This is a genomic window from Streptomyces sp. NPDC057099, assembly GCF_042671245.1.
In the GTDB taxonomy this organism is placed as follows: domain Bacteria; phylum Actinomycetota; class Actinomycetes; order Streptomycetales; family Streptomycetaceae; genus Streptomyces; species Streptomyces purpurascens.
Genome location: NZ_JBHUTX010000008.1, coordinates 268098 through 287017, shown reverse-complemented (window position 1 = coordinate 287017; position 18920 = coordinate 268098). Strand labels below are relative to the sequence as shown.

Annotated in this window: 15 protein-coding genes and 1 pseudogene; 9 read left to right on the top strand and 7 right to left on the bottom strand. The window is 70.3% G+C overall.

Annotation, left to right across the window (positions count from 1 at the left end; translation table 11 throughout):
• Nucleotides 1-530: 530 nt before the first annotated feature.
• A complete protein-coding gene (locus ACFT4A_RS14790) occupies nt 531-1820 on the bottom strand; it encodes a cellulase-like family protein (RefSeq protein WP_382829721.1) in 1290 nt (429 codons plus the stop codon).
• Between the two features lie 271 nt (nt 1821-2091).
• Between ACFT4A_RS14790 and ACFT4A_RS14785 the strand changes: the two genes are divergently transcribed.
• Nucleotides 2092-4170 carry a glycoside hydrolase family 2 protein gene (locus tag ACFT4A_RS14785; protein WP_382829718.1) on the top strand — a complete coding sequence of 693 codons (2079 nt, stop codon included), beginning with the start codon at nt 2092-2094 and terminating at the stop codon, nt 4168-4170.
• A 62-nt stretch (nt 4171-4232) separates the two neighbouring features.
• On the opposite strand, the gene ACFT4A_RS14780 is transcribed toward ACFT4A_RS14785, so the two are convergent.
• From ACFT4A_RS14780 to ACFT4A_RS14770, 3 genes are read right to left on the bottom strand one after another with little or no spacing between them, the layout of a single operon-like run.
• Nucleotides 4233-5162 (bottom strand): carbohydrate ABC transporter permease, encoded by a 930-nt coding sequence (locus tag ACFT4A_RS14780; protein WP_382829716.1) that lies wholly within the window; start codon nt 5160-5162, stop codon nt 4233-4235.
• On the bottom strand, nt 5159-6106 hold the full coding sequence (locus ACFT4A_RS14775) for a carbohydrate ABC transporter permease (protein WP_382829713.1): 948 nt from the start codon (nt 6104-6106) through the stop codon (nt 5159-5161). The genes ACFT4A_RS14780 and ACFT4A_RS14775 overlap by 4 nt, the downstream gene beginning before the upstream one ends.
• Complete coding sequence (locus tag ACFT4A_RS14770) at nt 6103-7455, bottom strand: ABC transporter substrate-binding protein (RefSeq protein WP_382829711.1); 1353 nt, start codon at nt 7453-7455, stop codon at nt 6103-6105. Before ACFT4A_RS14770 ends, ACFT4A_RS14775 begins: the two co-directional genes overlap by 4 nt.
• 230 nt (nt 7456-7685) lie before the next feature.
• On the opposite strand from ACFT4A_RS14770, the gene ACFT4A_RS14765 reads away from it, so the two are divergent.
• The 6 genes from ACFT4A_RS14765 to ACFT4A_RS14740 all read left to right on the top strand — a co-directional run bounded on the left by ACFT4A_RS14765 (nt 7686) and on the right by ACFT4A_RS14740 (nt 12956).
• Nucleotides 7686-8429: an SDR family NAD(P)-dependent oxidoreductase gene (locus ACFT4A_RS14765; protein WP_382829752.1), complete on the top strand. Its 744-nt coding sequence runs from the start codon at nt 7686-7688 to the stop codon at nt 8427-8429.
• Between the two features lie 67 nt (nt 8430-8496).
• The gene (locus ACFT4A_RS14760) at nt 8497-9243 is read left to right on the top strand and encodes a FadR/GntR family transcriptional regulator (protein WP_382829708.1); all 747 of its coding nucleotides are present in this window, start codon (nt 8497-8499) and stop codon (nt 9241-9243) included.
• Nucleotides 9240-10385, top strand: a complete 1146-nt coding sequence (gene dgoD / locus ACFT4A_RS14755) for a galactonate dehydratase (RefSeq protein WP_382829706.1) — start codon at nt 9240-9242, stop codon at nt 10383-10385. The genes ACFT4A_RS14760 and dgoD overlap by 4 nt, the downstream gene beginning before the upstream one ends.
• Before the next feature lie 49 nt (nt 10386-10434).
• Entirely contained in the window at nt 10435-11064 is a 630-nt protein-coding gene (locus tag ACFT4A_RS14750; RefSeq protein WP_382829703.1) for a bifunctional 4-hydroxy-2-oxoglutarate aldolase/2-dehydro-3-deoxy-phosphogluconate aldolase, read from the top strand.
• Between the two features lie 41 nt (nt 11065-11105).
• Nucleotides 11106-12026: a sugar kinase gene (locus ACFT4A_RS14745; RefSeq protein ID WP_382829750.1), complete on the top strand. Its 921-nt coding sequence runs from the start codon at nt 11106-11108 to the stop codon at nt 12024-12026.
• 15 nt (nt 12027-12041) lie between these two features.
• Nucleotides 12042-12956 (top strand): SMP-30/gluconolactonase/LRE family protein, encoded by a 915-nt coding sequence (locus tag ACFT4A_RS14740; RefSeq protein WP_382829700.1) that lies wholly within the window; start codon nt 12042-12044, stop codon nt 12954-12956.
• Nucleotides 12957-13125: 169 nt separating this feature from the next.
• On the opposite strand, the gene ACFT4A_RS14735 is transcribed toward ACFT4A_RS14740, so the two are convergent.
• Both ACFT4A_RS14735 and ACFT4A_RS14730 read right to left on the bottom strand, forming a co-directional pair.
• Nucleotides 13126-13554, bottom strand: a complete 429-nt coding sequence (locus tag ACFT4A_RS14735) for a hypothetical protein (protein ID WP_382829747.1) — start codon at nt 13552-13554, stop codon at nt 13126-13128.
• Nucleotides 13555-13749: 195 nt separating this feature from the next.
• Nucleotides 13750-14348: pseudogene (locus tag ACFT4A_RS14730) on the bottom strand (IS5 family transposase); the annotation flags it as partial.
• A 332-nt stretch (nt 14349-14680) separates the two neighbouring features.
• Here ACFT4A_RS14730 and ACFT4A_RS14725 point away from each other — a divergent pair.
• The gene (locus ACFT4A_RS14725; RefSeq protein WP_382829698.1) at nt 14681-16843 is read left to right on the top strand and encodes a SpoIIE family protein phosphatase; all 2163 of its coding nucleotides are present in this window, start codon (nt 14681-14683) and stop codon (nt 16841-16843) included.
• Nucleotides 16844-16906: 63 nt separating this feature from the next.
• Here the strand turns inward: ACFT4A_RS14725 and ACFT4A_RS14720 are convergent, their stop codons facing one another.
• Nucleotides 16907-18091 carry a type III polyketide synthase gene (locus ACFT4A_RS14720; RefSeq protein WP_382829695.1) on the bottom strand — a complete coding sequence of 395 codons (1185 nt, stop codon included), beginning with the start codon at nt 18089-18091 and terminating at the stop codon, nt 16907-16909.
• Between the two features lie 337 nt (nt 18092-18428).
• Here ACFT4A_RS14720 and ACFT4A_RS14715 point away from each other — a divergent pair, with 337 nt between their 5' ends.
• Nucleotides 18429-18896: a GNAT family N-acetyltransferase gene (locus ACFT4A_RS14715; RefSeq protein WP_382829693.1), complete on the top strand. Its 468-nt coding sequence runs from the start codon at nt 18429-18431 to the stop codon at nt 18894-18896.
• The last annotated feature ends 24 nt before the right edge of the window (nt 18897-18920 follow it).

The window sequence follows — 18920 nt, the reverse complement described above, 5'->3', positions numbered from 1 at the left end:
GCGCGAGTAACTCCCACTTCCGATCAGTGAGTTCATGGCGGCGTATCACCTAACCATGATCCACCATCTAATGATCTTTGAAGACGGACCCTAGTTGTGCACTGGGCCGGGAAGCGTGGCGCTGCCCTGTGGGCGCACTAATGGAGCTTCACGATGCGCGGACCGATGATCGCCCGGGATGCTTGGGAGGACGTCCCCGCCGAAGTGCCGCGCATCGGACGGGAGTTTCGTCGGCACTCCGGACCTAACGGAGGCCTCGTCCTAAGGAAGCTTCCGTTCGGCGCCCGGCGCCTGCCGTCGACCCCCACGGTGAAAGGTTCGGTCCAGGACAGCTCATCACTCCCGGCGGCGATACTGCTGCTGTTCGCAGCCGGGCAGCAGCTTTCGGATTGACCGCCAGGACCGCTCGGCTTCATGTGACGCGGCTGTCCCGCACTCCCTCGTTCGCGTAGTGGATCAGTCGGTGTTCACATCCGCCCACTGCGGCTTGCCGGGCTCGGCCGGCTGTCACGGCCGCTGTGCGGTTGCGTTCAGCGGGCGGTGACGCGGGCGTTGACCCGTCGCATCCAGTCGCTGTCGGTGAGCCACATGGGGTGATGGGGGGCCGCGTTGGAGGTGAGGACGACGCCGTGGAAGCCTGCCGCGAGGCAGCGGTCGACGACGAACTCCGCCAGGTCCTTGCCGACGGCGTCCTCCTCGAAGCGTGTCAGAAGAGGGGTGTATCCCACCACGCCTTCGCCGAGGAATGCGGGGACGCCGCGGCGGCGAGCGAAAGCGGCGACGGAGTCGACCCACAGGGCCAGCGTTTCCCGCATGGCCTGCCGGTGCGACTGGTAGTTCTCGTAGAGCCACAGGTCCCAGCGGTCGGGGTCGACCCAGTCGTGTACGTAGAAGAGTTCGCGCGGGATCCCGGTCGCCTGCAGTCGCCAGGGCTCGTCGGGGTGGTAGTCGGTGAAGGCGGGCGCATCGGGGCGCAGCATGCCGGCCAGTTCGGGAGTGGGCCAGGCGGCTGTTTCGGGCGCCGCCTCCGTGCCGTGCCCGAGCCCGACGGCCTCGTACAGCGCGCCGAGCACGCCGTAGACGTAGAAGTGGAAGTGCGCGTTCTGCGCCTGCTCCGGCAGGTCGTCGATCTCGTCGGGCCAGGGCTCTCCCAGTGAGTACGTGACGGGGATGTCGGGATGGCGTGCCCGCAGCAGGTCCACGGCCCGGCCGAGCGGGTCGCGGAGCCGGGCGTAGTGGGAGGTGGTGCCGTCGCCCGGTACCAGTGAGCAGTTGTCGACCTCGTTGTGCACCTCGACGTAGGCGACCTGGTCGGTCAGGCCGCGCTCGGTGAGGAAGTCCAGCAGTCCGGCGAGCGCTTCGGCCATCACCTCGGCTCGGTCGGGCCCGGGGATCTCGGCCAGGGCGCGGTGCCATGCGTCGGTGTCGGCGAAGCTCGGGGACTGCTGGTACTCCCATGAGGACACGATCACCCGGCAGTTGTGCCGGGCGGCCGCCTCGAACAGGTCGACCAGCCGCCTCAGGCCGTCCAGCGGGTAGCCGCCGCTGACGTTGTACCAGCGGGTGTGCTGTCCGAACTGTTTGCCCAGGCCGCGGACGTGCAGGGACTCCGGGTCCGGGACGCGTCCGGAGAAGAGCAGAAAGGGCATGGCGCAGATCCGGACGGTGTTGAAGCCGCGATCCACCGTCTCGGCGAAGGCGCGGTCGAGGTCGGCGAACGGCTCGCCGGGTCCTGCCTGTGTGTACCAGCTGAAGTCCCACAGGGTGATGGCGAGCCGATCGGTGTTCTCGCCCGTAGTGGCCTGTCGGTGTGCGGTCATGAGGTCACCCGTCGTTCGCGTGAGGTGAGGAATGGTGGCGGGGCCGGCGCCGGTGCGAGCAGGGCTGTCCTGGTCAAGGCGCTGTTGTGCCATCAGCCGCGCTCAGGCGGCTGCAGGTCACCACGCTACATGAATTCATTATTTATGAATATTCCCTTGACGGTGCTCGCGGAGCTGATCAGGCTCTTGGGGCATTGGACACGTGCGTGCCGCTCAGCCGCCGTGCGAACCCAGTCCGCCGCGCGGACGGTGACCGAGGGAGTTCTCCGTCATGACCGATCTCATCCACCCGCAACACGGGCGTGCCCGGACGGCCGCCCACCCGTCCCGGCGCAGTGTCGTCGCCGCGCTCGGCGCCGTCGGCTGCGTCGCCCTGCCGGCCTGGCCGGACACGGCGCGGGCCGCGGAGGGTGCGGCCTCGGCGGCGTCGGAGGGCCCGGTGCTCGACACCCATCCGGCTACCGAACCGTCCGGGACGCACGTGCGCGAGGTCGCCGGCACCAACGTGGTCTTCCAGTACGGTGCGGTGCTCCCCGCGTTCGACGGCTGGCGCACGCATGAGCCCACCCGCGAGTACCTGTCTCTGGACAAGCGCTGGCGCTTCTGCTTCGACCCCGGTAACAAGGGGCTCGGCGAGGGCTGGCAGTCTCCGCGCTTCGACGACCGGGCGTGGGGCGGCATCGACGTCCCGTCGGCCTGGGATCTGCTCGACACGCCCGGATTCGCCTCGGAGACCGCCACCTTCGGCAAGGGCACCGCGTTCGCCGACGGGTACGCCTGGTACCGCACCACCGTCGACGTTCCCAGTTCCTGGCGGGCCCGCCATGTGCGCATGGCCTTCCTGGCCGTCGGCTACAGCGCCGAGGTCTGGCTCGACGGCACCCACCTCGGCAAGCACGAGGGCGCCAATTCCCCGTTCGCGCTTCCGGTGGGCAAGGCGCTCAAGCCGGGAACCCGGCAGACGATCGCGGTGCGGGTGTTCCGCAGGGCGACCTTCACCGACTACACGGCCTCGCCCGGGCAGCCGGTCACCGACGACTATGAGATCCCGTACAAGCCGGTCGACTACTGGCCTTACGCGGGCCTGACCAGGTCCGCCTGGATCGAGGCGGTTCCGCGGGTCACCATCGCCAAGCTGCTCGTGACCGGTGCGAACGGGAGACTCGAGGCACGGGCCGTGATCGAGAACCACGGTCCCTCCGACTTCGACGGTTCTCTGACGCTGGATCCCGGCCGCGCAAGCGGCGCGCGGCCCACCGTGGTCACGGCCCGCATACCGGCCCGGTCGGCCGGCGTCGTACGCGTCTCGGTCCCCGTGCCCCGCGCGCCACGGTGGAGCCCGGCCTCGCCGCACACGCTCACGGCCCGCGCCACCCTGACCGCCACGAAGCCCGGGGGGCCGCGTGTGGACACCCTGTCCACACGCTATGGCGTGCGTGACCTGTCGGTGGCGGACGCGCAACTGCGGCTGAACGGCAAGCCCCTGTTCCTCAAGGGCCTCAACTGGCACGAGGAGACCGGCGCGCACGGCAGGGCCATGACGCGCGCCGAGTACGACAAGGAGCTGGGCCACATCACGGAAGTGGGTGCCAACTTCGTCCGCAACTGCGTCTACAACCGTCACCCCTACGTCTACGACTGGGCGGACGAGCACGGTGTGCTGGTGATGGACGATGTCGACACCATGTGGCTCAACACAGCCCAGGAGAAGCTGCAGACCGAGCGCTACGGACTCGCCCGGGCCTTGGCCCTGACGATGGCATGGAACCAACACAACCATCCGTCGGTGATCCTCTGGTGTCTGCAGAACGAGTCGGAGATCGACGCCGACGGCGGCCCCGTCTACCGCGCATGGCTCGCCGACATGAAGGCGGCCGTGAAGGCGGTCGACGTCACCGCACGCCCCGTGACGTGGGCATCCAACACAAGCAACGACCCCGCCTTCGACCTCGCCGACGTGATCGGGTTCAACGAGTACTTCGGCTACTTCTACGGCAAGGACGCCGACCTGGGCCCGACGCTGGACTCGGTGCACGCGAAGTACCCCGGCAAGCCGATCCTGATCACTGAGAACGGCACCTGGTCGGAGGCCGGCAACCACGGCCCGAGCACCACCCAGGGCACCGAGGAGTGGCAGGCGGCGAGTTTCACCGCCCACTGGAACCAGGTGGCCGAGCGCAGCGACTTCGTCGCCGGCTTCACCTACTGGGTCCTGAAGGACTACAAGCAGCGGGCCGGATACAACCAGGACCACAACGGCATCTCCGTCATGGGCCTGCTCACCTTCGGCGAGGAGCGGCCCAAGCTCGTCCACGAGACGTTCCGGAAGGCGGCCAACCCCAGGTCGTAGGCGCCCGGCAAGACTGTGGCCTGTGTCCGGCGTCCCGCGCCGGACACAGGCCACAGTGTGTGTCAGCCCTTGACGCTGCCCTGGGTCAGACCCGACCGCCAGTAGCGCTGCAGGACGAGCATCGCGGCGGCCAGTGGAAGGATCGAGAGGAACGCTCCGCCCACCGTGAGCTGGTAGAGCTCGGGAGTGCGGTCGGCCGCCGTCTGCCAGGTGGTCAGGCCCAGGGTGATGGGGTACTTGCGGTCGTCGGAGAGCATCACCAGCGGCAGGAAGTAGTTGTTCCAGATCCCGACGAACTGGAAGAGGAAGACGGTCACCAGTGCGGGTGTCATCGTGCGCAGGACGAGGGTGCCGAAGATCCGCCACTCGCCGGCGCCGTCGACCCGTGCCGCCTCCAGCATCTCCGCCGGTACCGCGGCCTCCGCGTAGATCCGGCACAGATACACGCCGAACGGGCTGACCATGCTCGGGATCAGCACGGCCCAGTACGTGTTGGCCAGGCCCGCCTTGCTGAACAGCAGGTACATCGGCAGGGCGAGTGTGGTGCTGGGGAGCAGCACACCGGCGAGTACGGCCTTGAAGACGGCCTCCCGCCCACGGAACCGGTACACGGCGAGGGCGTATCCGGCGGCACCCGCGAGCAGCGTGGCCAGCGCACCGCCCACTCCCGCGTACAGGATGCTGTTCCACGTCCAGTTCCAGAAAATGCCGTCGCCGTAGGAGAAGACGTTCGCCAGGTTGTGCAGCCACTGCGGGTCGGAGAACCACAGTCCGAAGGTGCCGAAGAGGTCGGCGCTGCTCTTGGTGGAGGCCACCACCAGCCAGTAGACGGGCAGCAGGAAGTACAGGGCCGCGACGGTCAGCAGTGCGACCAGCAGGATCCGAGAGGGCTTCACTCCGCGGCGCGGCCTGCCGTCACGGCGTGCTCCGGCGGTCCGTGAAGCGAGGGCGGCGGCCACCGGCTTCTCGGCGGGGGGTGTGGACACGCTCACCGTGCATCCCTTCTTTCCTTGCGGTTCACCAGGCTGAGGAAGCCGAAGGACAGCACGCTCGCCACGAGGGCGAGGATCACCGACTCGGCCGCGGCGAGGTAGATGTTGTTGTTGGCGAACGCCTCGTTGTAGGCGCTCAGGTTCGGCGTGTACGCGTTGGTGACCGTCGAGGTCAGCGGCTTGATGACCAGCGGTTCGGCGAACAGTTGCAGGGTGCCGATGATGGAGAACACGCCGGTGAGGACGAGGGCGGGCCGGGCCAGGGGCAGCTTGATCCGGATCGCTGTCTGCCAGGTGCTCGCCCCGTCGATGCGCGCGGCCTCGTAGAGCTCCTGTGGGATCGCCTTGAGCTGGGCGACGATCACCAGCATGTTGTAGCCGGCGAACTCCCAGATCACGATGTTGGCGATCGACCAGAGCACGTTGTCGTATCCGAGGAAGTCAGGTGCGAGACCGACCTTGCCGAGCAGGTCGACGATGGGGCTCACCCCGGGCACGTACAGGAAGCCCCACAGGATCGACGCGATGACGCCGGGCACGCCGTAGGGCAGGAAGTAGGCGGCGCGCAGGATGCCGGCCCAGCGGTGGGAGAGCGTGTCGAGTGCCAGGGCCAGCGCGGTGGACAGGAGCAGCATCACGGGGATCTGCACGAGGCCGAAGAGCAGCACCCGCGCGAAGCTCTCCAGGAACGCCGACTGCTGCAGTGCGAGGGCGTAGTTGTCCAGCCCGGCGAAGCCGAGGGTGGCCGGGCCGAGGCCCAGCGGGCCGGAGCGGACCGGGGTGAGCAGGCTCTGGTAGACCGCGTAGCCGAGCGGGAGGACGAAGGTGAACAGGAAGAGGGCGACGAAGGGGAGCAGGAAGCCCCATGCCGCCCGGTCGGGGCGGGCGGAGCGCCGGCTGCCGCCCGGTGCGGACGTCGTCGTCCGGCTGATCGTGGTGCTCATCGCGCGCTCCTCGCCTTCAGGCCCTTGGCCAGCAGGTTGTCCACGGTCCGTTTCTGGACGTCGGCCAGCGACCCGGCGAGGCTGCCGTCTCCGGCGATGGAGGCGCCGAAGGCATCCTGGAGCTGGGCGAAGTCGGCGTCCGTGGTGGGGGACCACTTCCAGGAGGTGTCGATGGCCCGGTCGGAGGCGGTGAACACGTCGTTGTACCGCTGTCCGCCGAAGAACGGATCGGGCTTGTCGAGCGCAGAACCCCGGAAGATGCCCGTGGCGGCGGGCCAGCCGTAGCCCACCGAGATGTTCAGATCGACGGCCCGGCGGTCGGTGTTGAGCCAGTGCGCGAACTGGAGCGCCTCACGCGGGTGGCGGCTGCCCTGGAGGATCGCGGTGGACGATCCGCCCCAGTTGGCGGAGGCCTTCTGTCCCGCCTTCCACTGCGGCAACAGGGCGACCCGCCACTTGCCCGCGGTGCCCGGCGCGTTGCCGCGCAGCAGGGCGTCGCCCCACTGAGGTCCGACCCAGGCGGCGATCTTCCCGGTCTGGACGTGCTTGTACCAGGCACTGGACATGTCGGGTTCGACGAAGACGAGGTCGTCGCGGACCATCCGCTCCCAGTAGTCCGCGACCTCGCGGGAGAGATCGTCGTTCATGTCGACGACCCAGGTGTCGCCCTCGGTGCGCACCCACCGTGCACCGCGCTGCCAGCACATCGCGGCGAACCAGGTGGGCTGGTTGGGCGCGAATGCGCACAGCCGGGCACCGGTGCCGCGGGCCTTGACCACCCGGGCGGCCTCCTCGAACTCGGCCCATGTCGCGGGCGTTTCGATGCCCCACTTCGCGAAGAGGTCCCGCCGGTAGAAGAGACCCATCGGGCCGGACGCCTGAGGGACGGTGTAGACCTTGCCGTCGAAGACACCCTGCTGCCACTGCCACGGCACATAGCTGTCGCGCAGCTCGTCGGCACCGTACGCGCTCAGGTTCGTCAGGCCGTTGACCAGCATGAAGCCGGGAAGCTCGTGGTACTCGACCTGCGCCAGGTCCGGCGGGTTCCCGGCCGTCAGCGAGGAGTGCATCTTCTGGTAGCCGCCCTGCACGTTCGCGGGGATGGTCTGCATCTCGACCTGGATGTCGGGGTGCGTCCGGTTCCACAGGTCGACGGTCTTCTGCATAGGTACCCACGTCCAGAAGACCAACTTGACCTTCTGGCCGCGGCGCGTGGGTGCCTGCCTGGTCGTGCGGGCGGCTCCGACGGCCTCGCCGCAGGCAGTCAGAGCCGGGGCGGCGGCGAGAGCCGCGGCCGTTCCGGCCCCCCACCGGAGAACGGCTCTCCGCGATGGTGCTGAGGTGTCCATGTGTGTCCCTTTGTCTACGGCTTGCTCGCCTGGACCTGCCGCGACGACCTCCGACCACAGCGCGGCGCGGCTGACCATGCTGTGTGGTGTGCCGGTCAGTCTTGGAGGGCCGGAGCAGCCCCGTCAAGATATATGCATTATTAATTGAAAGAGCTATCGTGGGTCCGAGGCGCCGACTCATGGGGCCAGGTAGTCGAAGGGGAGAGCGCACGATGACGGGATGCCGCAGGATGGCGGGGCGCGTGGCGGTGATCACCGGCGCGGCGCACGGGATCGGCGCGGCCACGGCGCGCAGGCTCGCGGCCGAGGGCGCGGCGGTCGTGGTCACGGACGTGGACGACGCGGCGGGCAAGGCGGTCGCGGCAGGCATCGCGGACGACGGCGGGCTCGCGGAGTACGTCCGCTGCGACGTGACCTCGGCCGGCGACTGGGAGAACCTGGCCCGCCACGTCGAGGAGCGTCACGGTCGGCTGGACGTGCTGCACAGCAACGCCTTCGCCCAGCTGAACAAGCCCGCCCACGAACTGAGCGAGGCCGAGTGGGACGGCCAGATGGCCGTGCTGCTCAAACCGGCCTGGCGGGCGATGAAGACCTTCGCGGTCCCGCTCCGTGAAGCGTCGGGCTCCGTCATCCTCACCTCTTCCGTGCACGCGGTCATCGGCCTGCCGGGCCATGCCGCCTATGCCGCGGCGAAGGGCGCGCTGTGCGCGCTGGGGCGGCAGTTGGCCGTCGAGTACGGGCCGGACATCCGGGTCAACACCGTGCTGCCCGGCCCCATCCTCACCGCCGCTTGGGACGGGATACCTGAGGCCGACCGGGCGCTCAGTGTGGCGGCCACTGCGGCAAAGCGGTTCGGCATGCCGGAGGAAGTGGCCTCGGCCGTCGCCTTCCTGGCATCACAGGACGCCTCCTATGTGACCGGTGCGAGCCTGGTGGTCGATGGAGGATGGAGCGTCATGAAGGAGTCCTCGTGAACGGCGCACATCACGCGGCGCCTGGTGCGCGACACCCGCGAACAGGACCTGAGCGGAAACGGAGAACGTGGTGACCCTTCCCGGTAAGGGGCTGCATGGCCAGGCGGTGGAGGAGCTGGGGCGGCGCATCATCCGCGGCGACTACCCCCCGGGTTCCGTGGTGGACCCGGTCAAGCTCGAAGCCGAACTCGGCGTCAGTAAGACAGTGGTGCGCGAGGCGATGCGGGTGCTGGCGTCCAAGGGGCTGCTCGAATCGAAGCAGAAGCGCGGCACGACCATCCGGCCCCGGGCCGACTGGAACCTGCTGGACAGCGACCTGCTGCGCTGGCAGGGCAGCAGCGCTCCGACCGACGGTTTCCTGGAGGACCTCGCCGAGGTCCGCGCGATAGTGGAGCCCGCCGGAGCCCGGCTCGCCGCGTCCCGCCGCACACCGTCCGACCTGGACGCGATGCGGCAGGCGCTGGACGCGATGGCTGCGGCGGGGACGGACGCGGAGGCCATGGTCGAGGCGGACCTGGCCTTCCATCGTGCGCTGCTGGACGCCGCCCACAACGAACTGCTGAGCCGGATGGAGGTCGTCATCGAGGCCGGGCTGCGGGTCCGCGACCGGATCGTGCACGGCGCCCGGCACTTCTCCGACTCCATCCCGGTGCACCGGGAACTGCTGGACGCGGTCGAGGCGGGCGACCCGGACGCCGCCGTGGCCGCCGTCGGATCACTCCTCGCGCAGGCGTCCCAGGACCTGGCGGCCGTGCAGTCGCAGGACGAATTCGACGACGCCGCGACCGACACGATGCCGGAGGAAACTCCTTGAAGATAACCGGACTTGAGACGTTCCTGGTGGCTCCGCGCTGGCTGTTCCTGCGTATCGCCACCGACGAGGGCATCACCGGCTGGGGCGAGCCCGTGGTCGAGGGACGCGCCGACACCGTGCGCGCCGCCGTCCACGAACTGGCCGACTACCTCGTCGGCCGCGACCCGCTGCGCATCGAGGACCACTGGCAGGTCCTCACCAAGGGCGGCTTCTACCGCGGCGGCCCCATCCTCTCCAGTGCCGTCGCCGGCATCGACCAGGCACTGTGGGACATCGCCGGCAAGACGTACGGCGCCCCCGTGCACCGCCTCCTCGGCGGCCCGGTGCGCGACCGCGTCCGGATGTACGCCTGGATCGGCGGCGACCGGCCGAGCGACGTGGCGGAGCTCGCCGAGGAGCAGATGAAGGCGGGTTTCACCGCCGTGAAGATGAACGCCTCGGCCGAACTCGCCCCGATCGACACCCCGGCCCGCACCGCCGAGGTCGTCGAACGCGTCGCGGCCGTCCGCGAGGTGCTCGGCGACGAGCGGGACATCGCCGTCGACTTCCACGGACGTGTCTCCACCGCCATGTCACGCCGCCTGCTGCCGCTCCTCGAACCACTGCACCCGCTGTTCGTCGAGGAGCCCGTCCTGCCGGAGCACTCGGGCCACCTGCGCAGCCTGGTCGAGTCCACGAACATCCCGCTCGCGACCGGCGAACGCCTCTACTCCCGCTGGGACTTCCGCGAGGTACTGGCCAGCGGCATCGCCGTCGCCCAGCCCGACCTGTCGCACGCCGGCGGCATCTCCGAGGTCCGCCGCATCGCGGCCATGGCCGAGACGCACGACGTCGCCATGGCTCCCCACTGCCCCCTCGGCCCCATCGCCCTGGCGGCCAGCCTGCAGATCGCCTTCTCCGTGCCGAACTTCCTCATCCAGGAACAGAGCATGGGCATCCACTACAACCAGCAGTGTGACCTGCTGGAGTACGTGATGGACCCCGAGCCCTTCCGCTTCGAGGACGGCTACGCCGCCCGGGGGTCCCGCCCCGGGCTCGGCGTCGAGATCGACGAGAAGGCCGTACGCCGCGCCGCCGAGACCGGACACCGCTGGCGCAACCCCGTATGGCGGGGCGCCGACGGGGCGTTCACCGAATGGTGACCCACTCTCAGACCGCCCCGAACCTCGCACCACAGGAGAGCCGCACACCGTGAATCTCGTGGAATCACTCCGAGCACACCGCCTGCTGGCGATCGTCCGAGGCGACGACCCCCTCGCCGCCCTGGGCGCTGTGCTCACCCTCGCCGAGGAGGGCATCGAGGCCGTCGAGGTCTCGCTGACCACCACCGACGCATTGGCGGTGATCGAGCAGGCGCGCGCCCGACTCGGTCCGAACGCACTGATCGGCGCCGGAACCGTGCGCACGGTCGCCGACGCCGTACGCGCCGTGGACGCCGGCGCGTCGTATCTCGTCACGCCGGCACTCGTCGACGGCCTGGGATCGAGCGATGTCAGTGACGTACCCGTGCTGATGGGTGCCCTGACACCGAGCGAGATCGAGGCCGCCCTCGCGCGGGGAGCCGACGCGATCAAACTCTTCCCCGGCTCCCTCGGCGGACCGGGCTATCTGCGGGCCCTGCGCGACCCGTTCCCCGAGGTGCCCTTCGTCCCCGTCGGGGGAGTGGACGCGTCGGCCGCCCGTGCGTACCTGGGCCGGGGCGCCCTCGCCGTGGGCGTCGGCTCACCGCTCGTCGGGGACGCGGCGGACGGCGGCGACCTAGGTCAACTCCGTGTCCGTGCGGCCGAGTTCCGCAAGGTGGTCGCGGGGGAGGCGGCGTGACGGCATCGGCCGCGCCGGACGTGGTGACCTTCGGCGAGACGATGGCCGCGCTACGAGCCGGCGGCGCACTGCGGCTGGGCGGCAGTCTCGGACTGTCCATCGCGGGAGCCGAATCCAACGTCGCCATCGGCCTCGCCCGGCTCGGACACCGGGTGCGCTGGGCCGGCCGGGTCGGCGCCGACGAACTCGGCGCACTGGTGCTGCGCACACTCCGGGCCGAGAACATCGACGTCGGTCACGCGGTGACCGACGACAGCGGCCGGCCCACGGGACTGCTGCTGACCGAACCCCGCCTGGGCACCTTGACCCGCGTCAGCTACTACCGTGCCGGCTCCGCGGGGTCGGCCGTGTCACCGGCCGATGTGTTGCCCACGCTGACCCCCGGTACCCGTGTCCTGCATCTGACCGGCATCACGCCCGCGCTCAGCCCGTCGGCCGCCGAGGCCGCGGTCGCTGCCGCCACGGCAGCCCGTGACGTGGGCATCACGGTATGCCTCGACGTCAACTACCGGTCGCGGCTGTGGACCGCTGACCGCGCCCGTACGGCCCTGAGGCCACTCGTGGCCCGCACCGACCTGCTCATCGCCTCCGAGGACGAACTGTCGCTGGCACTGGAGCAACCCGCCGCGGACGAATCCGAGGGTGTGCGCAGCCTCTTGGCCGAAGGCGTCACCGAGGTGGTCATCAAGCGCGGCGCGCGCGGAGCGACCGCCTTCACCGCCCATGAGACGGCTGACCGCGCGGCTCGGCAGGTCAACGCCGTCGACCTGGTCGGCGCGGGGGACGCGTTCGTGGCCGGATATCTGTCGGGACATCTCGAAGGTGCCACCGTCCCGGCCCGCCTGCACAGGGCCGTCACCACCGCGGCCTTCGCCGTCGCCACCCGAGGTGACTGGGAAGGCCTGCCGACACAGGACGAACTCGCCCTGCTCGAGCAGCCCGACGGCACCACCATCCGCTGACGGAGGAGACCGACCGTGGCAGCTGCCGCAGAACCGACGACGACGGTCACCGTCCAGGGCGGTTACGAACTCGCCGAAGGGGGACGCCGGGTCGGCGACCGGTACGTGTACGTGGACATTCTGAGCGGTCGGCTCTTCGAACTGCGTGACGGAGCGGGCCAGGTACCGCGCCAACTGGCCCGGCTGGACGTGCCCCTCGGCGCGGTCGCCCCGGTACGCCACCGGCCGGACGCATGGATCGCCGCCGCGGGCACCGGCATCGCGCTGCTCACCGCCGACGGCGTGGTGGAATGGCTGGACCGTCCCGAGGACCGCACCCCGGTACCCAGCCGGATGAACGACGGCGTCGCGGATCCCGCCGGCCGCTTCTGGGCCGGCAGCATGGCCTACGACGGTACCCCCGGCGCGGGTTCGCTGTACCGCACGGATCACGACGGTACGGTCGTCCGGGTGCTGGACGGCCTGACCATCGTCAACGGCCCGGCGTTCACGGCCGACGGCAGGACCTTGTACCTCGCGGACAGTGCCGCCGGAATCATCCACCGCTGCCATGTCGACCCTGCGACGGGTGACCTCACCGGCCCGGAGACCCTCGTCCGCTTCCGCAGCGATGAGGGCAGCCCCGACGGCATGACCGTCGACGACGAAGACTGCCTGTGGGTCGCGATGTGGGGCGGCGGCACGGTCCGCCGCTACGATCCCACCGGCCGTCTGCTCCACACCCTTACGGTGCCCGCTCCGCAACCCACCTCCGTGTGCCTGCACCCTTCGGACTTCCGCATCCTGATCACCACGGCCCAGCACGGGCTCAAGGACCCGACACCGGCCTCGGGAGCGGTGCTCAGCGCTCCCGCACCGGCCAAGGGACGGGAAGCCTGCTCCTGGCACGGGGAGATCCCGGCCCCGCGACAGAGTCCCCACGGCGGATGATGCGGACGCCGCTGGTCGACACGTCGCTCGGCTCCCGGATGTCGAGTGGGCCCGCTCCACCCGCCGGCTTCGAGCTTCCGTTCCATGTCGAGCGGATGTGTGGAAGTCCGCGGCCACGCCGGAGAACGCCTCGATACGTACAGACCCCGAACTCACTGATCCATGTTGCTCAGCAGCCCGGTCCGGTCACTGTGAGCGGACGTACTGCCGGTTCGAGCAGCGACAAACTCCGCTGCTGCGCGTCGAGGGCGACGCGGATGCCGACCGGCATAGGCAGATTCGGGCCGGCATGCCCGAACTCGACGTTGCCCAGGACCGGGATGTCACGGTTGCCCAGGTCATCGAGGACGATCTCCTGCAGGTTCGGGGACTCGTCGGGCGAGCCGAGTCCGTCGATCGCGTACGGAACGCCCACGACCATGCCGGCTATTCGATCGAGGATGCCGCAGTGCCCCAGCACCTGCAGATAGCTCCACACATGCGATGCCTGGCCACCCGTCTCCCCCCCCCAGAACAGCACCGCGCCGTCGAACCATTCGACCGGCAGCGCGTAGGGCGGCGCCTGTGTCAGCACGATGCGATTGATCACCCCGCCGATCAGTCGGCCTTCGGCGCGACCGGCACGCCAGCACTCCCATCACGGTGTGGTTGGCAGCGCACCGATCGGTTCCGTACCGGTCAGCAGCCTCGAGTAGAGTTTCTCAAGCGCAGCTTGGAGTGCTGCGGGCGTGGTCTGCCAGTGTCCGCCGAGTCCGGACGTGGCCAAGTCGGCATGGAATCCGACCAGCCCCGTGCGCGCATAAAGCACCTTGTCGGCCGCGAGGCTGTCGGGTTTCGTGCGCGGCCGGCCCGGACCGCCCCGCGGAACACGGATCTTCGTCAGCACCGTCTGGAACTGGGTGCAGTCCGCCCGCTGTCCGCCGGTGACGACCAGGGACAGCGGGCGGCAGCGGCCGTCCGCGCTCAGGTCGAGTTTGCTGGTGAACCCGCCCCGCGAGCGGCCCAGGCCCTCACCTCCTGCACCACCTCCACCAGCCGGGCGAGCAGGCTCTGCCACGGCGTTTCGCCCTGGTGTTCTGCCGCTTCGGCCCCCTTTGACGCGGGCGGGGGTCCCGTCCGGGCACCGGCCGTGTGCTGATGGGCCCGCACGATGGTGGAGTCCACCGAGATGTCCCAGTCGATCTCGCCCGCGGCGTCGGCGGCGGCCTGGACCTGCTGCAGCAGACGCTCCCACGTGCCGTCGGCCGACCACAGCCTGTGGCGTTCATACACGGTCTTCCATGGGCCGAAGCGCTCGGGAAGATCCCGCCACTGCACCCCGGTCCGCACCCGGTGCAGGAGGAACGGCCGCAACTGTTCCCACTCGGCATCCGTCAGATCGCCCCGCCCCATGCCCACAACAACGATCCGAGCACGGGGCGGTCACATGATCGCCCGGACAGCTCCTAGTCACGGCGGACCGCACGACCGGCCCGTCTCTCGCGTAGGGCCCGTGGTGTCCGGCGGCGCCGCGGGCGCGGAGCGTGCTTCGCCGAGGTCCTTGTTCGTCACCGAACGTCGCCTTCCCTCGCTTTCCGCTCACGGTGCGATCCGCCGGCGTAGGCGAAGCGGCGCCGGGTGTTATTGAATGAGGTGTGCGGTCAGGAATCTCGGGGCCCTGTCGCCCGGGTTCTGGTACGGCCCCGGCGCTGTGCCGGGGTTGGCGAGCGAGCTGAGAGAGCCGCATGGACTCCACCCCCTCCCCCTCGTCCGCGTCGCCGTTCGACATGGTCAGCGGCGCCTTGGGGCGGTACATGCCACGCGGCGGGACGGCAGCGGCCGCCGGTTCTGCCGACCCGCAGGGCGACAGTGCCGCCCGCCGGCGCGTGCACGCCGATCCGACCCCCGGCCGGCAGGAGCAGATCCTCGGTGCGGTCAACCTGGACCGGGATCTCAGGATCACCCGCTGCAATCTGGACGCCCCCGTCTTCGCGGGGGTGGAGGCCGTGACCGGGGGCTCCTTCGTCGATCTTCTGCCGCCCTGGGACGTACCGACGGTCACCCGGCGGTTGCGGCAGGTCCTCGAGACCGGTGAGCCGCATGTCGCCCGGGTCCAGCGCCTGCGGCGCGGTGACGGGTCGGAGCTGGTGGTCTCGATGAGCATCCTGGCCGCCGCGGCGCCTCAGGAGGGCCTGACCGTCTCCCTGATCGCCATGGCCAGGAGGCTGCACCTGTACGCCGCCGAGACCGCGATCGGCACCTCGCTGGACATCGGCGAGACCGCCCAGTCGCTGGCGGAGTCACTGCTGGCCTGGGGAGACGTGGCCGCCATCGACCTCGACCTCGCCGTGTGGACGGGCGAGGTGGTCACCGAGCAGCCGCAGCGGCGCATCCGGCTGCGGCGGGCGGCCCTGGTGCCGGACCGGGTGTGGCCCGACGGCTACGTGACTCCGGGCGACGATCTTCCCGGCGATGCGAGTCGCCTGCTGTCGCAGGCGATACGGCGTGACGACGCCGCGCAGGCCATCGTCCTGTCCGACCGGGCGGCCATCGAGCGGGTCCTCGGCAGTCCGCGGCTGGTACGTGCCCTGGTGCCCGGTGACCGGGCGGCGGGTGTGGCGTACATACCGCTGGTTCTGGACGGCGCGCCGCCCGTCGTTCTGGGTGTGGCGGAGGTCTGGCGGCGGGAGGACCGCCCCTTCCACGACAGCGAGCTGCTCGACCTCCAGGAGCTGGTGGCCAGGACCTCCCACCACGTCGACCTGGCCCGTCAGCACCAGCGCGAGCACACCCAGGTGCTGGCGTTGCAGCGCCGACTGCTGCCGCGGTCCGGCGGCGACACCATCGAGACCGCCAGCGTCTACCAGCCCGCCACCCCCGACAGCGCGGGCGTCGGCGGTGACTGGGTGAACAGCTTTCCGCTGCCGGACGGCCGTACGGCGCTGGTGGTCGGCGACGTCGTAGGGCACGGACTGGGGGCCGCGGCGACCATGGGGCAGCTGAGCATGGAGGCCCGCGCGCTGCTGTCCGCGGGGCTGGCGCCCAACGAGGTGCTGGAGCACCTGGACGAGACCGTGACGCTGCTGGACGACACGGAGTCCGGGCTGGCTGCCGGATACAGCGCCCTCGGGTCGACCTGCTGCATAGCCGTCTACGACCCGGTCAGCCATCGCGTGGCGCTGTCCAGCGCCGGCCACCTCCCTCCGGTCCTGGTGCCCCCGGAGGGCCCCGCCGGCCCGGTCGCGGTCAGCCCTCACCCCGGGCTGGGCGCCGAGTTCGCGCTGCGGGAGCCGTTCGGGGTGCACGCGTTCGCCGTACCCCCGGGCTCGCTGCTCGCCCTCTACACCGACGGCCTGGTGGAGGATCCCGCCCTCTCGATCGACGAGGGCATCGACAGGCTGGCGGACGCCGTGTCCACGGTGCACCCCTGGGATGCCCTGCAGCAGGCCGCGCGGCGCGTGGTCTCCGATCTGGCGCCCGTGCGGCGGCGCGACGACGTGACCCTGCTCCTCGCGCGCATGATCGGCTACCGCAAGGGCGACACCGCGACCTGGCGGCTGCCCGCCCGCGGTGACGCGGCCGCCCGGGCCCGCACGCTGGTCTCCGCGCTGCTGGTGCGATGGCGCGTCAGAGCCGACACCCGGGACAGTGTGCTGCTGGTGGTGAGCGAGCTGGTCGACAACGCGGTCCGCTTCGCCGACGGACCCATCACGATACGGCTGATCAGGGCCGGTCACGGGCTGCTGTGCGAGGTGGGTGACACCGGCAACGGCAGGCCCCGGCTGGGCCGGGGCGGGCTCCTCGACGACGGTGGTCGCGGCCTGCACGTCGTGCACGGACTCACCACCCGGTGGGGGGTGCGGTGGACGGACACCGGCAAGGTGGTCTGGGCGTCGGTCGCGAGGTGACGCGGCCGCCGGTGGCGGTACGGGGCAGGAGGGGCGGTACGCGTGTGGCGCGAGCTCGCCGCGCTACAGCCACTCCCCTTGCAGCGCGGTGGCCGTCAGGCCCGGGGCCGCCGCGTACAGGACGGCGCGACTGCCCGGTTCCTGCCCGGCGTCGTGCGCCCTGCGCAGGATGTCGAACACGGCGGCACCTCCGCGGTTTCCGCTGGTGTAGCTGTCCCGGCTGTAGTCCAGCAGCCCCGACGGCCACCCGTCGGGCATCGTCTGCTCCATGTACTCCAGCACGCGCGTCCCGCCGGGGTGCGCGAGCAGAACGTCGGGGTGCCAGGAGTCGGGGTCGTCCTGGTAGCGGACGCGCAGCCACTCCCACATCGCGGTGACCGTCTCCTGTACGGCGCGCGGCCCGCGCCGGTCCATCACGAAGTGGGTGCCGTCCTCCCGTGTCTCCAGGCGGTGCAGGTCCTGGGTGCCGGGCAGGGTGTGGTGCCAGGCGGCGTCAAGGCGCAGCACCGACTCGGGCCTCGGACGGCCGGTGACCACCGCGGCGACCGCGGTGTCCGCGAACAGCAACCGGACGATCAAGGACTCCAGAGTGTCGTCCGCGGGCTGGTAGGTCGTGCTCAGCGCCTCCGCGATCACGACCAGGACCACCCGGTCGGGGTCCGCGGCCACGAGGTCCGCCGCCAGCGCCAGGGAGCGGGTCCCGGCGACGCAGGCCCACTGCGTGGCCGGCAGCAGCATGACGTCGCCCCGGAGCGGGAGCTCGTTGGCCAGGGCGACGTCCAGCCCCGGCAGCGCCGGGGTGGTGGAGTGGCTGGTGATCAGGCAGTCGACGTCGGAGGCGTCCAGCCCGGCGATCTGCAGGGCCCCGCGTGCCGCGCGCTCCCCGCCGGACCGCACGGCAGCCCAGGCCGGCGCGGTGCGCTCCTGGACGGTCTGCGGCGCGGGTATCGCCTCCAGGGCGGCGATCACCCGGTCCACGTCCTGTTCGGTGAACCCGTCACCGGCCAGGGCCTCCCGGGCCGGGCCTATGCCGGCAGCGGGCAGGGCGCTCCCGTTGCCCGGGGCGACGGCGGTCTCCAGCGGCAGCATCCACCCGCGGGATGCGATGCCCGTGCTGGCCGCGATGCTGTCGATCCGCGGCGCCCACGGCGCGTGCGGGTGCCGGTCGCGCACTTCCGCCACGATCTGGCTGGTCTTCACGGTGTGCTCGCCGTGGATCACGGCAGGCGGGCACAGGTATGCGGCCATGGTTGGCACCTTTCTCGGGGGAACGAGGCAGAACATCACGAAGGCTGTGTCATGGATCACTTGGGCACGGCGCATCCAAGTCCATGGCGGCGCGCTCTACTTCGTGCTTCTGCGTCCGCATCGAGAATGGACGCTAAAGGGACATTTGCGCTGTGACCTGGGCAACTTAGGTGGTTTTTGCCATGCGTGACACGGCGCACACCGCGCAGGGGAAAACAGTTGGACATGTCCTGGGCTGTCCATGACCATTCGTGCTGTGACAGACAAAGCCGAACGCCGGACCTCAGTCCCCACGAGCACGAAGTCCGTGCGATTTGTCGAGCTGTCGGGTACGGCCATGAGCGCGTTGCTGAAGGACGACCTGGATCGGGCAAGTACCGAGGCGGGTGTCGCTCTCCCCGAGTACTTCGTCACCGACCGGGCGAAGTGGGTGTGGCGGTATCGCGTCAACCAGCTGGCCTCGGACCCGGGTTGCGCGGGGTGGCTCACGCAGATCGTGGTAGCCGAGCCGGAGGGCGTCGTCGTGGGGTATGCCGGGTTCCATGGGCCGCCGGACGACGCGGGCATGGTGGAACTCGGTTACTCGGTGGTCCCCGAAAGCCGTCGTCAGGGCTACGCCCGGGCGATTCTGGCCGCGTTGGTGCGGCGGGCCGCCGCCGAAGCCAGGGTCAGGATCGTGCGGGCGACGATCAGTCCGGACAACACCGCTTCCCTGGCCACGATTTCCGGGTTCGGCTTCGTGGAGGTCGGAGAGCAATGGGACGAGGAAGACGGCCTCGAACTCATCTTTGAGGTTCCTGCCTGACCGAGCTGCCGCTGCGGCATGTCG